This is a genomic window from Massilia sp. NP310 (assembly GCF_019443485.1).
GTDB classification, from domain to species: Bacteria; Pseudomonadota; Gammaproteobacteria; order Burkholderiales; family Burkholderiaceae_D; genus Telluria; species Telluria timonae.
This window is the reverse complement of record NZ_CP080379.1, coordinates 64,254-82,047: the sequence shown is the minus strand read 5'-3', so window position 1 is coordinate 82,047 and position 17,794 is coordinate 64,254. Positions and strand designations below refer to the sequence as shown.

General features: G+C 68.1%; 11 protein-coding genes. 5 read left to right on the top strand and 6 right to left on the bottom strand.

Features of this window, described 5'->3' with window-relative positions:
- Nucleotides 1-8: 8 nt before the first annotated feature.
- Together KY496_RS00380 and KY496_RS00375 are read left to right on the top strand one after the other, a co-directional pair.
- Nucleotides 9-1,004, top strand: a complete 996-nt coding sequence (locus KY496_RS00380; RefSeq protein WP_219863354.1) for an NAD(P)H-hydrate dehydratase — start codon at nt 9-11, stop codon at nt 1,002-1,004.
- Nucleotides 1,005-1,267: 263 nt separating this feature from the next.
- A complete protein-coding gene (locus KY496_RS00375) occupies nt 1,268-1,660 on the top strand; it encodes a hypothetical protein (protein ID WP_005669430.1) in 393 nt (130 codons plus the stop codon).
- Nucleotides 1,661-1,802: 142 nt separating this feature from the next.
- Here the strand turns inward: KY496_RS00375 and KY496_RS00370 are convergent, their stop codons facing one another.
- From KY496_RS00370 to KY496_RS00355, 4 genes are all read right to left on the bottom strand, one after another.
- Nucleotides 1,803-5,981 (bottom strand): ATP-binding protein, encoded by a 4,179-nt coding sequence (locus tag KY496_RS00370; protein WP_229520384.1) that lies wholly within the window; start codon nt 5,979-5,981, stop codon nt 1,803-1,805.
- Between the two features lie 265 nt (nt 5,982-6,246).
- Nucleotides 6,247-9,447: an efflux RND transporter permease subunit gene (locus tag KY496_RS00365; protein ID WP_219863352.1), complete on the bottom strand. Its 3,201-nt coding sequence runs from the start codon at nt 9,445-9,447 to the stop codon at nt 6,247-6,249.
- A 27-nt stretch (nt 9,448-9,474) separates the two neighbouring features.
- Entirely contained in the window at nt 9,475-10,626 is a 1,152-nt protein-coding gene (locus KY496_RS00360) for an efflux RND transporter periplasmic adaptor subunit (protein ID WP_071363448.1), read from the bottom strand.
- Between the two features lie 230 nt (nt 10,627-10,856).
- Nucleotides 10,857-11,279: a divergent PAP2 family protein gene (locus KY496_RS00355; RefSeq protein ID WP_005669415.1), complete on the bottom strand. Its 423-nt coding sequence runs from the start codon at nt 11,277-11,279 to the stop codon at nt 10,857-10,859.
- A gap of 133 nt (nt 11,280-11,412) precedes the next feature.
- On the opposite strand from KY496_RS00355, the gene KY496_RS00350 reads away from it, so the two are divergent.
- Both KY496_RS00350 and KY496_RS00345 read left to right on the top strand, forming a co-directional pair.
- A complete protein-coding gene (locus tag KY496_RS00350; protein ID WP_005669413.1) occupies nt 11,413-12,471 on the top strand; it encodes a DUF475 domain-containing protein in 1,059 nt (352 codons plus the stop codon).
- Between the two features lie 123 nt (nt 12,472-12,594).
- Nucleotides 12,595-13,023, top strand: a complete 429-nt coding sequence (locus tag KY496_RS00345; protein WP_005669411.1) for a hypothetical protein — start codon at nt 12,595-12,597, stop codon at nt 13,021-13,023.
- A gap of 32 nt (nt 13,024-13,055) precedes the next feature.
- Here the strand turns inward: KY496_RS00345 and KY496_RS00340 are convergent, their stop codons facing one another.
- A complete protein-coding gene (locus tag KY496_RS00340; RefSeq protein ID WP_219863350.1) occupies nt 13,056-15,464 on the bottom strand; it encodes a hypothetical protein in 2,409 nt (802 codons plus the stop codon).
- 103 nt (nt 15,465-15,567) lie between these two features.
- Complete coding sequence (locus tag KY496_RS00335; RefSeq protein ID WP_219863348.1) at nt 15,568-16,569, bottom strand: serine/threonine protein kinase; 1,002 nt, start codon at nt 16,567-16,569, stop codon at nt 15,568-15,570.
- Nucleotides 16,570-16,727: 158 nt separating this feature from the next.
- On the opposite strand from KY496_RS00335, the gene KY496_RS00330 reads away from it, so the two are divergent.
- On the top strand, nt 16,728-17,765 hold the full coding sequence (locus KY496_RS00330; RefSeq protein WP_219863346.1) for an alpha/beta hydrolase: 1,038 nt from the start codon (nt 16,728-16,730) through the stop codon (nt 17,763-17,765).
- Nucleotides 17,766-17,794 lie beyond the last annotated feature (29 nt).

The following is a 17,794-nucleotide window of genomic DNA, read 5'->3' as shown; positions in this document are numbered from 1 at the left end:
GCCGCACCATGGATTCCACCAATCACACCGTGCATGACGTCGATGCCGACTTTCTGGCGGCATGGCCGCTGCCGCAACCACAGGCCGAGGGCGACAAGGAATTGCGCGGCCACGTCCTGGTGCTGGGCGGCTCGCGCGAGATGCCGGGCGCCATCATCCTGGCCGCCACCGCGGCCCTGCGCGCCGGCGCCGGCAAGCTGACCATCGCCACCGGGGCCAGCGTGGCCCAGCTGGTGGCGCTGGCGATGCCCGAGGCGCGCGTGATCGGCCTGCTCGAGAACGACACCGACGGTTTCCACCTGGACGCACTAGGCAGCCTCGATCCGCTGGCCGACAAGGTCGACGCGGTGCTGGTCGGCCCCGGCATGCGCGACGCCCCCTGCACCGCGCGCCTGGTGCACGCGCTGCTGCCGCGCCTGGACGCAGCCGGCGTCGGCCTGGTGCTCGATGCCTGCGCCATGGACGTCATGCTGCACATGCCGCACGACTGGCCCGAGGGCAAGCCGATGCGCTTCGAGCGGCCCGTGATCATGACCCCGCATTGCGGCGAGATGGCCCACCTGACCGGCCTCGAGAAAGAATGCCTCGTCGGCGCGCCGGACGCGCCGGCGCTGCAGGCGGCGCGCGACTGGAATGCCGTGATCGCGCTCAAGGGCGCACGCACGGTGATCGCGGCGCCGGACGGCACGCTATGGCAACACGAAGGCGCAGGCAATATTGGCCTGGCCATTTCTGGCTCGGGCGACGTACTGGCCGGCATCATCGCCGGCCTCCTGGCGCGTGGCGCCGCGCCGGAACAGGCGGCCTGCTGGGGCGTGGCCTTGCACGCCCGCGCCGGCGACCGCCTGGCGCAACGGCTGGGCACCCTGGGATATTTGGCGCGAGAAATTTCTATGGAAGTTCCCGCGCTGCTGGAACAGCTTGCTCACACCGACCATATCAAGCGCAGCGCCGATGACCGGAACATCCGGCCCGTGCCGGGAGACGAACAGCTGGGTGCCTGACGCCCGGTGAAAGAAAACTCTGTAAAAAATGTTACGGAGTTTCGCAAGAGTGCGGTATCTAACGAACCGGCAGCCGGGCATCCGGTCTAATGGGCACAGTTGGATTGAAGTACGCACCGGGGCCGCGTATTGCGTCGGTTCCCTGAGTGTTCCGCCCTTGAATTGCAAAGGGGTGGAACTAACTGGCGCCGTTGTTCTTCCAGCGCCTCACCAATGAGCTGGAAGCTGCGGCACAAAGATAGACGTAAACGAGGAGTTTAAAAATGAATGCAATGACCAAAGCACCAAAAATCCTGCTGACCGCCGCGGTTCTGGCCACCCTGCTGGGCGCCTGCAAGAAGGATGACGCAGCGACCACCACCACCCCGGCCGACACCTCGGCGACCATGCCAAGCAGCACCTCGGGCGCCACCGGCACCACGGGTGACGTCGGCACCGGCGCAACCGGCACCGGCACCACCGGCACCGGCACCACCGACATGGGCACCAGCGGCACCACCGGCGCGACCGGCACCGCCGGCGACACCAGCGGCGCGGCAGGCACCACCGGCGCGACCGGCACCACCGGCACCGGCACCGCCGAAGGCGCCACCGGCACCACCACCACCGATCCGCAGACCACCACCACGCCGCCGACCGGCACCACCGGCCAGTAATCGATTGGCCAACGCACCGAACGACGCCCTGCACGCGGGGCGCGCTCGGGGCAGCGCTCGGGGTAGCGCTCTACCTCATACCAGCACCCGGCCCCTCACGGCCGGGTTGTTTTTTTTTCAGGCCCGCACCTGCCGCAGTCGGCTAGTCCGTCGTGCGCAGCTTTACTGCGACGTCGCGGATCAGATTCTCCACCATCGTGAAATCGGCCGGCTTGGTCAGGTGATGATCGAACCCCGCCTCGCTCGAACGTCGCCGGTCCTGCTCCGCTCCCCATCCCGTCAGCGCCACCAGCGTCGCGTCTTCCATGCCCGGAATGCGTCGCATCGCCTCGGCCGCCTCGTGGCCGCTCATGTCGGGCAGGCCGATGTCCAGGAACACCACCTGCGGCAGGTCTTCGCCGGCGAGGCGCAATGCCGCGGCGCCGTCGTTGGCGACGCTGACGGTGTGGTCGTTCATTTCGAGCAGGGCTTGCAAGGTCTCGGCCGCGTCGACATTGTCGTCCACCACGAGGATGCGCAGCATGCCGCCCGGTGTGGCGGAGACCGGCGCGGTCACCGGTTCGGGCGCGGCTGCGGAGGGCAGCCCAGCCAGCGCACCCTGCGGCAACGGTAGCCACACCGTGAACCGGCTGCCCATGCCGGCGCCGGCGCTGCTGGCGGCCACGCGGCCGCCGTGCAGCTTGACCAGGCGCTGGACCAGGTTAAGGCCCACGCCCAGGCCGCCCTGCGCCATCCCGCTGCCGAGATGGGCCTGGGCATACATGTCGAATACCGTCTCCAGCGCCGGCGCGGCGATGCCGATGCCGTTGTCCGACACCGTGAGCGCCACCTCGTTCGCCTCGACGCGCACCACCAGCTCGATCGCCCCGCCCTGCGGCGTGTACTTGGCCGCGTTGTTGAGCAGGTTGCTCAGCACCTGGGCCACGCGGTGGCGGTCGGCGTGCAGCGCCAGCGGTTCCTGCGGCAGGCGCACGGACAACGCGTGCTTGCCGGCTTCCACCAGCGGCATGCTCATGTCGACCGCCTCGCGCACCACGTCGTCCAGCCGCACCCGTTCCAGGCGCAGGGTCACCTTGCCCTCGGCCAGGCGCGCCATGTCGAGCAGGTCGTCGACCAGGTGCACCATGTGGTCGACCTGGCGCCGCATGATCGTCTGGACGTCGCCGCCGGCGGCGCCGATGCGCATCAGTTCCAGCCCCGAACGGATCGGGGCCAGCGGGTTGCGCAGCTCGTGCGCCAGCGTGAACAGGAAGTCGCTCTGCGCGCGGTTCTTCTGTCCCAGCTCGTTGGCCAGGCGCTGCAACTCCTGCTCGGCGTACTTCTGGCTGTCGATGTCGAGGGTCACGCCGTCGAAGCGCTCCGGCTGGCCGTGCTTGTCCAGGCCGCACCAGCCGATCGCCCGCAGCCAGCGCGGCGCGTCGCCCGCCACGGTGCGGAACTCGAGGTCGAGCGGCGCGCCGGCGCGCACCGCGTGCGCCACGCTGCCGGCCAGCCGCTCGCGGTCTTCCGGGTCGACCGCCGCCAGCAGCGTGTCGACCGAGGCCGCGCGCGCGCCGTCCAGGCCGAAGTGCACCGCCATCTCGGCATTGAGCTGGAACTCGGTGAACGGCGCGTCGGCATACCAGACGCCGATGTCGCCCGCCTCGGACACCCGCTCGAAGCGCTCCTGCAGCATCTTGCGCGCATGAACGTCGATCACCGTGCCGACGTAGCCGTCCGGCTCGCCCGCCGCGTTCGCGCGCGGCAGGCCGGCGTCGATGAACCAACGGTAGCTGCCGTCGTGGCAGCGCAGGCGGTAGTCGATCGAGAACGGCTCGCGCGCCGCGCTCGCGGCCAGGAAGATCTCGCCCGCGCGCTGGCGGTCGTCGGGGTGGGTATTGTCGAGCCAGCCCAGGCCCAGGTCCTGTTCCGGCGTGCGGCCGGTGTAGTCGTACCAGCGCCGGCTGAGATAGGTGCACTGGCCCTCGTTGTCGGTGGTCCACAGCATGGCCGGCGAGGCGTCGACCAGCGCCCGCACATGGGCTTCGCGCGCCCGCGCATCGCGCTCCATCTGGCTGCGCTCGCGGCCCAGCGCCACCTGGGTGCGCACCCGCGCCAGCAGCTCGTTGGCCGAGAACGGCTTGACCAGGTAGTCGTCGGCGCCGGCCTGCAGGCCCTCGACCTTGGCTTCCTCGCCGGCGCGCGCCGACAGCAGCATCACCGGCAGCAGGCGCAGCTCCTCGCTGGCGCGGATCTGCGCGATCAGGCCGAAGCCGTCGAGCTTCGGCATCATCACGTCGCTCAGCAGCAGGTCGGGCGGGTCGGCCAGCGCGAGTTCGAAGGCGGCCTGGCCGTCGGCGCAGGCGCGCACCTCGGCGTGCGGCTCGAGCAGCGCCTTGAGGTAGGCCCGCATATCGTTGTTGTCGTCGGCGATCAGGATGCGCGGGCGCGCCTGGCCGGCCATGTCGACCGGCGCCGCCTGCTCCTCCTCGTGGGGTTCGGCTTCGGCGTCCGGCAGCCAGCGCAGCGCTTCCTCGACGAAGGCGGAGCCCATGCGCTGGCGGTCTTCCATCGCGTCCGGCGCGTGCAGGATGCGGTCTTGCGGCAGGTGGGCCTGGCCAAACGGCAGGTCGACGTCGAAGCGCGTGCCTTCGCCGAACACGCTCGAGACGGCGATCGTGCCGCCGTGCAGGCGCACCAGTTCCTGGATCAGGGCCAGGCCGATGCCGGTGCCTTCATAGGTGCGTCCCGGCGCGCCCTCGATGCGGTGGAAGCGTTCGAACATGCGCGGCAGCTCGTGCCCGGGGATGCCGGTGCCGGTGTCCTGCACCGACAGCCGCGCCATGCCGGCGTGCTCGCGCAGGCTGATCGTGACGCTGCCGTGCAGGGTGAACTTGAAGGCGTTCGACAGCAGGTTGAAGACGATTTTTTCCCACATGTCGCGGTCGACGTAGACCGGCCGCCCCAGGTCCTGCAACGCGATCCGGTATGCCAGGCCGCCCTTGACCATGGCCGACTCGAACACGCCGGCCAGGTCGAGCGTCAGGTGCGCCAGGTCCACCGGCACGTAGCTGGCCTGCACCCGGCCGGCCTCGATGCGCGAGAAGTCGAGCAGCGAGTTGACCAGCTTGAGCAGGCGCAGCGCATTGCGGTGGGTGACCTCGATGCGCTTCCTCTGGGCCGCGCTCATGCTGTCCGCGGCGTCCGCCAGGGCGTCGTCGAGCGGACCCAGGATCAGGGTCAGCGGGGTGCGGAATTCATGCGACACGTTCGAGAAGAAGGCGGTCTTGGCGCGGTCGATCTTGGCCAGTTCTTCGGCCCGGCGCTGTTCCTGCTCGTAGGCGATGACGTTGCCGACCGCGGTGTTCACCGCCGCCCCCAGCAATTCGTAGAAGTTGCGATAGTCGGCGTCGAGCGCGCGGCGCACGCTCACGCCGGCGACCACGAAGCCGAACAGCTCTTGCTGGCCCGGCAGGGAAAGCGGCAGCACCAGGGCCGAGCGCGGCGGATCGTCGTAGGGTCCGCAGGCCGCGCCGCCGAGCCGTTCGGCGACGTCGTCGACCTGCGCCGCCGCGCCGGTGGCGGCGCAGCGCGCGAACGGCCAGCAGGCGTCGTCCAGACGCGCCGACTGCGGCGCCAGCGCGCAGTGCGCCGGCAAGCCGCCGCCGCCGCGCAGTTCCAGGTTTCCGCTGTCCTGGTCGATCTGGTAGAACAGCAGGAAAGGCACGTCGGCCTGCATGCGCTCGACGTGGACCGTCAGCTGCTGGCCGATCTCGGCCATCGAACGGGTCGAGGCCAGGCCGGCGGTCAGGTCGCGCAGGCCCTGGGTGCGGCGCGCGCCCAGCACCTGGGCCGTGGTCTCGGTGATCGGGTGGAAGACGCCGCCCACCGCCCCCGACTCGTCGCGGATCGGCGAGAACGAGAAGGTCATGTTCGCTTCCTCGAGATAGCCGCTGCGGTCGAGGAACATCTGCTGGTCCTTGATATAGGCGCCCTCGCCCTGGTGGGCGCGTTCGAAGGCAGCCCCCACCACCGGCAGGGCCGAGGCCCAGATGACCTTGAACGGCGCCCCCATCGACGCCGGATGCAGGTCGCCGCAGATCGGGCGGTAGGCGTCGTTATAGATCTGGATGTCGTCCGGCCCCCAGCACACCAGGATCGGGAAGGTCGACGACAGGCACAGGCTGACCGAGGTGCGCAGGCTCTGCGGCCATTCGGACAGCGGCCCGAGCGGCGTCTTCGACCAGTCCATGCTGCGGATCAGTTCGCCCATCTCGCCGCCGCCGGCGAGCCAGTTCAGGTCGGAACCGGCTGGTGTGGAGGATGATGGGATTGCTGACATGGGCACGGAACCTAACGGCGGGATGGATGGAAGACGGGATTCTTGAAATACTGTCCACTGTGGCGCAAGCAGTTCAGTATCTAATTATCCACAAGGCATCCGCTATTAGACCATAACAAGAAGAAATGCTGTCGCAATATGGCAAGCGTGGGGGCTGCGTGGCAATTCCGTGGCAAGCTCATGCGGCCGGTCGTCGAAAAGACACGGCCAGCGCATGGCTGGCCGTGTCGGGGCAAGGGCGGCTGGCGCCGCCCGCAGGTAAGGATCAGGCCGGCACGGCCTTGCCGCGGCCGGTCACCAGGCGGCCGATGCGGACGATCACGCGATAGACCAAGCGCACGAAGGTCAGGGTCAGGATCGCTTCCACGAAGGTCATCAGGAAGGCCGGCAGCGCGTTCCAGCGCTCGGCGCGGCGGCCATACTTGGCCAGCATGCGGTCGCGGGCGATCTCGATGCTGTCGTAGAAGGTCGGCACCACCAGCAGGGTCAGCACGGTCGAGGTGATCGTGCCGCCGATGATGGCGATCGCCAGCGGCTGGTAGAACTCGCCCGCGTCGCCGAAGGCCAGCGCCACCGGCAGCATGCCGGCGATCAGCGCGAAGGTGGTCATCAGGATCGGACGCAGGCGCTTGCGGCCGGCCGCCATCAGCGCTTCTTCGCGGTCCATGCCTTCGTGCTCCAGGGCGCGGGCGGCGTCCAGCAGCAGGATCGCGTTCTTGGCCACCAGGCCCATCAGCATGATGATGCCGATCATGCTCATCAGGTTGAGCGTATGCCCCGTGATGATCAGCGCCACGACCACGCCGATCAGCGACAGCGGCAGCGACATCATCACGCCGATCGGCGCGGTGAAGGAACCGAACTGCATCACCAGGATCAGGTACATCAGGGCGATGCCCGACAGCAGCGCGATGATCATCTCGGTGAACAGCTCCTGCTGGTCTTCACCCGAGCCGCCCAGCGCCAGGCCATAGCCCGGCGGGAAGTCGAAGGTGCGCGCCAGGCGCATGGCGTCGGCCGTGACCTCGCCCGGCGAGCGGCCCTGGGCATTGGCCGAGACCGTGATCATGCGCTCGCCGTTCTTGTGGCGGATGCCCGACGGGCCCTTGCCCATGGTGATCGAGGCGATCTGCTCGAGGGGCACCATCATGCCGGTGCCGCCGACCGAGATCGGCAGGCGCTCGATGCTCTCGGTATTGACGCGGTCATCCGGGTGCAGGCGCACGGCGACGTCGCGGGTCTCGCTGGTCGGGTCGACCCAGTCGCCCACCTCGATGCCGGCGAAGGCCACGCGCAGCGACTGGGCGGCGTCGCCCACCGAAATGCCCATCATATTCGCCAGGCCGCGGTCGAGCACGATCTGCAGCTCGTTCTTGGGATCCTGTTCCGACAGGGTGACGTCGACCGCACCCGGCACTTCGCGCAGCTTGGCCATGTAGGCGTTGGTCAGTTCCATCAGGCGGCGCGAATCGGGGCCGCTGAATTCGATCTGCACCGGCTTGCCGTTGCCGCTCAGGTCATCCATGACCGTGTACTCGGCGCCGACCAGGCGGCTGATCTTCTGGCGCAGTTCCACCGCGACCTCGGAAGCGCTGCGGTCGCGCTGGCGGCGCTTGCCGATGTCGACGTAGACCCGGCCGCCGTTCAGGTTGGCGTTGCTGTTGGTGTCCTCGGTCTCGGGCAGGGTGCGCGCCAGCTCGGCCGCCGCTTCCACCTTGCGGCGGGCGTATTCGATGCTCGACGATGCCGGCACGCGCACCTCGATCATGATCGTGCCCGAGTCCATCTTCGGCAGGAAGCTGGAGCCGCCAAAGCTCGAATGCAGGGCGATGGCGCCGACGAAGCTCGCCAGGGCGATGAAACCCATCCAGCGGCGGTGGTGCAGCGCCCAGGCGATCACGCGGCCGTAGCGGTCGGCCTGGCGGTCGAACCAGTGATTGAAGCGGTCCAGCACGCGGCCGATGCCCTTCTTGGGCGCGCTGTGGTGGTCCGGCGGGTCGCCCCAGTAGGCCGACAGCATCGGGTCGAGCGTGAACGAGATGAACAGCGAGACGATCACCGAGCAGGTCACGGTGAGCGCGAACGGGCGGAACCACTCGCCGGAGACGCCCGGCATGAAGGCCACCGGCACGAACACGGCCATGATCGAGAAGGTCGTGGCGGCCACGGCCATGCCGATCTCGGCGGTGCCTTCGAGGGCCGCGGTGCGGCGGTCGGAACCCATTTCCATATGGCGCACGATGTTTTCACGCACCACGATCGCATCGTCGATCAGCACGCCGATCGCCAGCGACAGGCCCAGCAGGGTCATGAAGTTCAGCGTGAAGCCGCACAGCCAGACCGCGATGAAGGCCGCCAGCACCGAGGTCGGCAGGGCCAGCGCGGTGATCAGGGTCGAGCGCCAGGAATTGAGGAAGGCGTACACCACGAACACGGTCAGCACGGCGCCCAGCACCAGCGCCTCGATCACGTTGTTCAGGCTCGATTGCGCATCCTCGCCGCCGTCGCGGGTCACTTCCAGCTTGGTGCCTTCCGGCAGGTGCTTGCTCGCTTCCTTGACGACTTCGTGGACCTTCTTGGCCAGCGCCACGGTCGAGGCGTCACGCGAGCGGGAAATCTGCAGGCCGACGTTCGGCTTGCCGCTGCGCATGGACAGGCTGTTGATGTCGGCGAAGCCGTCCTGGATCTCGGCCACCTGGTTCAGGCGCACGATGGTGTCGTCGTTGCGCTTGACCACGATCTGCGAAAAGTCTTCGGGACGCTCGATGCGGCCGATCAGGCGGATACCCTTCTCGTCCAGCTCGTCGCGCAGCTTGCCGACCGGCGCATTGGTATTGCCGCTGCGCAGGGCATTGGTCACCTCCGTCACCGACACATTGAATTCACGCAGCTTCTCGGCGCGCAGCAGCACCGACAGCTCGCGCCGCAGGGCGCCGTTGACGGCCACCGTCGAGACGCCGTCGATGGCGCGGAACTGGTCGGCCAGCACGTCCTCGGCATAGCGCGAGATCTCGGCATGGCTCTGGGTGCTCGACGACAGCGCCAGCGACATCACCGGCTCGGCGGCCGGATCGATGCGGCGCAGCACCGGCTCGCGCATCTCGATCGGCAGCTTGTAGCGCACCGCGGCGATGGCGTTGCGCACGTCGTCCGAGGCTTCGATCAGGTTGCGGTCGAAGTCGAACTCCATCCAGATCGTGGCGCCGCCCTCATAGGAGTTGGAATTGACTTCGGTGACGCCCTGGATCGCCTGCATCTGCTTCTCGAGGCGGTTGGTGATCTCGCGTTCCGAGGTCTCGGGCGAGGCGCCCGGATACGGGATGTCGACCACGATGACGGGGATGTCGACGTCGGGGTTCTGGTTGACCCGCAGCTTGGACAGCGCGAGCAGGCCGATGGCCATCATCGCGACGATGATCACCACCGTCGCGACCGGTTTTTTGACACTGAAATTGGACAGGAACATCGTTGTTTTCCTTTTATTTTTCCCGTATTACTTGCCCTGGACCGGCGCCGCGCCGGCGGCCGAGCCGGCGGCGCTGGCGACGCGCGCGGCCGGCATGTCGACCTTCTGGCCATCCTTCAGGTTCGAGGTCGGGGCGCGCAGCACGACGTCGCCGGCGGCCAGGCCCTGCTTGACTTCGAAGTTGCCGGTGCGCGGGTCGCGCGCGCCGACCACCAGATTGACCTTGGACAGGGTTTTATCCTTGATGCGCCAGGTATGGCTGTTGTCGCCGACCCGCACCAGGGCCGACTCGGGCAGCATCAGGGCGTCGGTGGCGGAAGCGTCGACGCGGCCTTCGGCGTACAGGCCGGCCACGCGCGGCTGGGCCTTGTCGGCGAAGCCCACCAGCACCTCGACCTGGCGCGTGACCGGGTTGGCCGCCGGATCGATCCTCCTGACGATGCCGGCGAACTGCTGCTCGCCATAGCCGTTGACGCGGAAATTGACTTTCTGGCCGACCTTGACGGTGCTGACCGAATCGGCCGACACCGCGCCTTCGAAGCGCATGCTGGTCGGATCGATGACTTTCACGAGTTCCTTGCCGATGGTGGCGGTGTCGCCATTGGAGACCTTGCGCTCGGAGACGATGCCGTCGAACGGCGCGCGCACCGTGGTGCGGGCCAGTTGCTGGCGCGCGGTGGCGACGCGGCTCCTGGCGCCCGACAGCTCGCTCATGGCGTTGTTGCGCGCCATCTCGGCGTCGTCCAGGGCCTTGGCCGAGGTCATGCCGGAGGCGCTCAGGGTTTTCAGGCGTTCGAGCTGGCGGTTGGCCTGCTCCAGCGCCAGGCTGGCGGCGCGCTGCGCATCCTCGGCCGACATCAGGCTGTCGCGGATCGAGGTTTCATCGAGGCGCACCAGCACGTCGCCGCGCTTGACCGGTTCGCCGTTCTCCTTGAGCACCTGCAGCACGATGGCCGAGACTTCGGCGCGCAGGTCGGCCTTGCGTTCGGGCTGGATCGAGCCGGTGATGACCGGGCCGGACGAAATGGCGTCGCTCTGGATCGTCAATACATCCTCGGGCGCCACCGTCAGCTGCGTCGGCTTGTTGTCCTTGGCCTGGCCGGGGGCCGTGGCGGAATCCTTGCCGCAGGCGACGAGGCTTGAAGCGATGGCTAGAACGAGGAGGGTTTTGCGCAGCATTGTGGTTCTCCAGAGAAGGACTTGGTCTTTTTTATAAAAATGAGAATAGATACAGCCAGCGCGAAGTATTCAGGAGGGCCCTGATGGCGTCAATTGACGAACCTGTATAACGCCGAATTCGATGGATGAACTGCGTTTTTTGGCGATGAGCTGCATTCCAGCCCGGACGAGATGCGGGGTAAAACGGACAGGCGGACGTCCGGGGGATGGACGCCGCCATATGGACACGATCAGAAACCGCCGAGGACGGCGTTGATCAGGAAGCCCATGCCGATGCCGGTCAGGACCCCGCCGGCGATCTCGATCTTGGTATGGCCCATGCGTTCGCGCAGGATCACGTAGTCGGCCTTGCCGTCGTGCAGGCGGTTGAGCGACACCGCGTGGCGGCCGACGTGCTGGCGCAGGCTGTTGGCGTCGATCATGACGATGAAGGCGAGCGTGCAGGCCACGCCGAAGGCCGGATGGCCCATGCCTTCGCGCAGGGCGATCAGGGTGGCCATGCTGGACACGACCGCGCTATGGTTGCTGGGGAAGCCGCCATTGCCGACCAGGTCGAAGGCCCAGCGCCGCAGGCGGACGCTGGAAATGAGAAACTTGATCGGACCGACCACCATCCAGGTCAGTATGGGCGTCACGAGGTAGATAATTTCCATGATGTCTTATAGGTGAAAATGCTGGGCGGAATTATCTCAGAAGCAAGGCGCGGTGGGCGACTTTTGGAACGGACGCAGCAACCCGGGAAACGGTAATATTGACCCAGGCAGTCAATACAGACAAGGGGTATGTATGCGGCACTTCCGCTGGTCGTTCATCGTCACGGCAGTCCTGATGGCCCTGGCCGGCTGGTGGGGCTACGAGCACCGGGGCCTGCCCGGCCTGCTGCAGGCCCTGTGGATCACGGCCATCCTCGGCGTGCTGGAAGTGTCGCTTTCTTTCGACAATGCCGTCGTCAACGCCTCGGTGCTCAAGCACTGGAACGAATTCTGGCGCAAGCTGTTCCTGACCGTCGGCATCCTGGTGGCCGTGTTCGGCATGCGCCTGCTGTTCCCGCTGGTGATCGTCGCCGCCGCCACCGGCCTCGGCCTGCTCGACGTCTGGCACATGGCGATCGACAACCCCAACGAGTATTCGCGCCACCTGACCGAACACCACGCCGAAGTCGCGGCCTTCGGCGGCGCCTTCCTGTTGCTGGTATTCCTGAATTTCCTCTTTGACACGGAAAAAGAACTGCATTGGATCACTTGGTTCGAGGAAAAAGTCGGCCAGTACGGCTCCGAGGGACTGGCCGTGCTGCTGGCCCTGCTCAGCGTGATCGGCGCCATGAACCTGATGCCGGAAGAACGCAAGCTGGCGGTGCTGATCGCCGGCGTGACCGGGGTGCTGATCTATATCGGCGTCAAGTGGCTGAGCGGCCTGCTCGAAGAAAAGGAAGAAGACCCGTCGGTCGGCGCCATGATCTCGCAGGGCAGCATCGGCGGCTTTCTCTACCTGGAAGTGCTGGACGCCTCGTTCAGCTTCGACGGCGTGATCGGGGCCTTCGCCATTACCAACGACGTCGTCATCATCATGCTGGGCCTGGCCATCGGCGCCATGTTCGTGCGCTCGATGACCGTGTTCCTGGTCTACAAGGGCACGTTGCAAGAATTTGTCTTCCTCGAGCACGGGGCCCACTATGCGATCGGCATCCTGGCCCTGATCATGTTCGCCAGCGTGCACTATCACATCCCGGAATGGTTCACCGGGCTGTCCGGGCTGGCGTTCATCCTGGTGTCGCTGTGGTCGTCCATACGCTACCGCAGGAGGATCGCGGCCCAGGAGGCCGAGGTGGCGGCGCGGACCGGGTGAATCGGTAACGGCTGAGAATTGCGGTTTGCGATTACGGCAAGGCATGGCAGAATGAGCGCGCATCGCGTTTGCGCTGCCATATTGACAACCCGTGCCAACTTTTTTCGATCGCCCTGCCCGACCATGCCCAAAGCCCGCGCCACCGCCATCCTGCTGTCCGTCATCGCCGCCGTCGCCGTGCTCGGTTCCCTGTACACCTGGTTCACCCTGACCTGGGCCTATTCCGAAGGCGACCGCGCCGGCTATCTGCAGACGTTCTCCAAGAAAGGCTGGCTGTGCAAGACCTGGGAAGGCGAGATCCTGCTGTCGAGCATGCCGGGCGCGATTCCCGAGCGCTTCGCCTTCACCGTGCGCGATGAGGCGGTGGTGCAGCAGCTTAATAATAATATCGGCCGCCGCGTGCAGATCAGCTACGAGCAGCACAAGGGCGTGCCGACCAGCTGCTTTGGCGATACCGAGTATTTCGTCAAGCGTGCGGTGACGGGGCCGGTCGATCCGGTGTCGCCGAGCCAGGCGCAGGGGGCGCCGGCGCCGGCGGCGCCCGCGCAATAAGCACCTGGGCGCAGCCGGCTCGGCCGTCCGCCCTACTCCTTGTCGCGGTCCAGTTCGCGCTGGGCCGCGATCACTTCCGCCAACCGCGCCGCCGCCTGCGCGGCTGAGGTGTCGCCGGCCCGGGCCTGCGACTGCTTGAACCGTCCCAATACCTCGCGCGTCAGGTCGGCCGACACCGAGCGCTGGCCGGCTTCGACCTTGCGTTCGCCGATGACGCGCTCGGTGGCCGCCAGTTCGGCGGCCTGCTCGTCCTGGCGCTTGCTTTCCAGGTTCACCAGGTGCTTGCGCGCATCGGCCATCTGCAGGGTCGCCTGCGCCGCCTTGCGCTGCATCTCGGCGTGCGCCTGGGCGTGTTCCAGCAGGGCGCGCTGGGCTTCGCGTTTCTCGACCGCCGACTGCACGGCGGCCTGCTCGACCAGCTCGCGCTCGCGCGCCAGCCGGGCTTGCGTTTCCTCGGCCTCGGCGCGCGCCTCGGCGGCTTGGGCGGCGGCATGTTCCGACGCCAGCCGCGCCGCCTGCGCCTCGTTGGCGCGGGCGTCGGCCGCGGCCTGGGCGCGCTGGGCGGCCAGCTTGCGCTCGACCAGGGCCAGCGACTCGCGCGCGGCTTGCGTGGCTTCGCGCTCGGCGCCGATCGCCTGCTCGGTCAGCGCCACCTGCTGGCGCTCGACCTCGGTGCGTTCGTGCTGGGCCTGGGCCAGCTCTTGCGCCCGGCGCGCATGCGCCTGCTGGGCGTCGCGCGTCGCCTCGGCTTGCGCCGCTTCTTCCGCCACCGCGTCCGCCTGGGCCTGCTGCGCTTCGAAGGTCGCGCGCTGGGCTTCTTCGAGACGGCGCTCGGCCTGCGCCCTGGCGGCCAGCGCCGCCGCCGCGGCCGCCTCGGCTTCGCTGCGCGCCTGGGCCGCCAGCATCAACTCCTGCTCGGCCGCCACTTTCCGCTCGAGGTCCGCCAGGGCCTGGGTCTCGGCCGCCACCCGCTCGCGCTCGAGCTGGGCAAGGCGCTCGGCTTCTTCGCGTTTTTGCGCAGCCAGTTGCGCGGCCTGGCGCTGCAGTTCGACCAGCTCGGCCTCGAACGCGACCGCCTCCGCTTCGTCGGCGTTGCGCTTGGCCTGGACCTCGGCCGCGGCCTGGGCCAGCGCCGCTTTTTCGTCGGCCAAGGCTTGCTCGCGCTGGTGCTCCTCGGCCTCGCGCTGGGCCGCCGCCACCGCCGCCTCGTCGGCCGCGCGGCGCGCGCGCGCGTCCAGCGCCGCCTCGGCCTCGGCCTCGAGCCGGGCTTGCACCTGCTCGTCCGCTTCTTCCTCGGCGCGGACGCGGTCTTCGGCCACCAGCTGCAGCTTGCGGTCGGTTTCGATCCGGGCCTCGGTCGCGGCCAGGATGCGGGCTTCGGCCTCGCGCCGCGCCTCGGCGCTGGCGGCGGCCATCTGTTCCAGCCGCTCGCGGTGGGTGGCGGCGTCGCGCAATTCCTTTTCGGTCTGCAGGCGCAGGCGCAGCGACTGGGCCGCGACGCGCTCGGACTCGGCCTGGGCCAGCGCGATCGCCTCGCGTTCCTGTTCGATGTGGGCCAGCGCGCGCGCTTCTTCCAGCGCGCGCGCCTCGGCCGCCGCGCGCGCGAACGCCGAGGCCAGGGCTACCTGGTCGGCGCGTTCGCGCTGCTGGGTCAGGTCGAGCGCCTCGGCTTCGGCCTCGGCCAGCTTCTCGGCGGTCTGGCGCGCGGCTTTTTCGGCGCGCTCGCGCTCGCGCGCCAAAATGGCGATGCGGGCGTCGGCGCTGGCGTTGTGCAGCACTTCTTCCTTGGCCGCTTCCACCGCCGCCATGCGCTCGGCGGCCTGCAGCCTGGCCTGTTCGGTATGCGCCACCAGCTCGTCGGCGGCGCGCGCGGCCTTGGCCGCCAGTTCGGCCTCGGCTTCCATCTGGAGCGCGGCGCGGCGCCGCGCTTCTTCTTCGGAGCGCGCACGGGCTTCCAGCGCCAGGCGGATCTCGGTGTCGCTCTTGACCCGCGCGCGCAGCTCGGCGGTCTCTTGCCGGATCGCTTCCAGGCGCTCGGCGGAGGCCTTGGCGGCGGCGCGCAGGGATTCGAGGCGGTCGCGGTTGGCCGCGATCGCGTCTTCGGATGCCTGCGAATTGGCCAGCGCGGCGGCGGCGGCGGCGGCGTCAATGGCGGCGCGTTCGTCCGCCAGCGCGCGTGCGCGCGATTCGGCGGTCTGGCGGCTTTCTGCAGCAACATTCGCCTTGGCCTCGGCTTCCACCCGCGCGATCGCTTCCTGGATTTCGCGCATCTCGAGGGGCTTGCGCGCGGCCGGCGCCGGGGCGGCCGCAGGGACCTCAGGCGCGGCGGCAGCCGCTTCAGGCCCCGAGTCGGGCGGCGCCTCGGCCGGCGCCATGCCGGCGGCCTGCGACAGGTCGATCGAGAAGTCGGCGTCGTCTTGCTTGGCTGGGTTTGGTTCCATGCGAGGTCTCAATAGCGGCGGTCGGTTCGATTATCCGGTAAATCCGTTCAGTACGCTACGCGGAACTGGGCGGCAATATTGGCTCAGCTCATCCATTCGGCCATCACACCGGCCACAAGGGCGGTTCGTCCATCAGCGCCACCTGCTCGCGCAGCTCCAGGATACGGTCTTGCCAGTAGCGCTGGGTATTGAACCAGGGGAAGGCGGCGGGAAAGGCCGGATCGTCCCAGCGCATCGCCAGCCACGCTGCATAATGGATCAGGCGCAGGGTGCGCAAGGCTTCGACCAGGTACAGCTGGCGCGGATGGAACTCGCAAAAATCCTCGTAGCCGGCCAGCACATCGCCCATCTGGCGCACCATCTCGTGGCGCTCGCCCGACAGCAGCATCCACAGGTCCTGCACCGCCGGGCCCATGCGGCTGTCGTCGAAGTCGACGAAATGGGGGCCGTCGGGCGTCCACAGCACGTTGCCGCCGTGGCAGTCGCCGTGCAGGCGCAGCAGCGGCAGCTCGCCGGCCCGCTCGTAGCAGCGCGCGACGCCCTCCAGGGCCTGCTCGACCACGCTCGACCACGCGGCCATCAGCTCGGGCGGGACGAAATCATGGCTGCGCAGCCAGTCATAAGGCTGGCGGCCGAACGTGACCGGATCGAGCGCCGGCCGCTGCGCATAGGCCTTGACCGCGCCCTGGGCGTGGATGCGGCCGATGAAGCGGCCGGTCCATTCCAGCACGGCCGGGTCGCCCAGCTCGGGCGCGCGCCCGCCGCGGCGCGGGAACACGGCGAAGCGAAAGCCCTCGAAGGCATGCAGGGTCCTGCCGTCGATGGCCAGGGCCGGCACCACCGGAATCTCCTGCTCCACCAGCTCGGCGACAAAAGCATGCTCTTCGAGGATGGCGGCATCGCTCCAGCGCTGCGGCCGATAGAACTTGACCACCACCGGCGCGCCCTCCTCGCGGCCTGCCTGGTAGACCCGGTTCTCGTAGCTGTTCAGCGCCAGCAGGCGGCCATCGCCGTGCAGGCCGACGCTATCGAGCGCATCGAGCACCATGGCGGGATCGAGGCGGGCAAAGGGGTGTGCGGGAGTATCGAGGTTCGGCTTTTCCATGTGCCCATTGTACGGCGGCGCACGAGGAAGCGGAAATCGTCCCGCTTTTGGCTGGCTGGGTTCGTTCGCGTACTGAGCGGCGGTGTTGTTCCAAGGTTCCATGTCACAAACGCATCCAGACGCAGCCCGCGTCGGAGCGCCAACCTGATTGGAACACCATGAAGAAGATGACCCTGACCCTCGTCGCTCTCGCCGCCGGCATGGCTGCAGGCGCCGCCATCGCCCAGAACGCCCAGCCGCCGAAGGCCGAGCCGAATATGCAGAAAGTGCTCGACGCCATGGCGTCGCTCAAACCGAAGCCGATCGAGAACCTGAGCCCGGAAGAAGCGCGCAAGCAGCCGAGCGCCGCCGACGCGGTCAAGAAAGTGCTGTCGGATGCCGGCCAGAGCACGGCGCCGGAACCCGGCGTGACGATGAAGACGCAGACGGTGCAGGGCAAGGGCGGCAGCTTCCCGGTCCACATCTTCACCCCTGAGGGCAAGGGTCCGTTCCCGATCATCGTCTACTACCACGGCGGCGGCTTCGTGATCGCCGATACCAAGGTCTATGAAGCGTCGGTGCGCGCGCTGGCCAAGGGGGCCAAGGCCATCGTCGTCTCGGCCGACTACCGCCGGGCGCCGGAACACAAGTTCCCGACCCAGCCCGAGGACGCCTTCGCCGCCTATAAATGGGCAATCGACAACGCCAGCCAGTTCAATGGCGACCCGACCCGCGTGGCGGTGGCCGGCGAATCGGCCGGCGGCAACCTGGCGACCGTGGTCTCGATGATGGCGCGCGACCAGAAAGCCCAGCTGCCGGTGCACCAGCTGCTGGTGTATCCGGTGGTCGACAACGACATGAACAATGCGTCGTACAAGAAGAATGCCAACGCCAAGCCGCTCAACAAGGCGATGATGGGCTGGTTCTTCAAGCACTACGGCGCCGATCCGAAGAGCCCGTACGCCCTGCCGCTGAAGGCGACCTCGCTCAAGGGCCTGCCGCCGGCGACCGTGATCACGGCCGAGATCGACCCGCTGATGACCGAGGGCAAGGCCTACGCCGACCGCCTCGAGAAGGAAGGCGTGGCCGTCAACTACCGTCACTACACGGGCGTGACCCATGAATTCTTCGGCATGGGCGCGGTGGTGCCCAAAGCCAGGGAAGCGCAGCAGTTCGCGGCCGACGAGCTGACCAAGGCGTTCAACGCCAAGCGTTGATGCCATCCCGGCGCCGCGGCCGTTGCGCC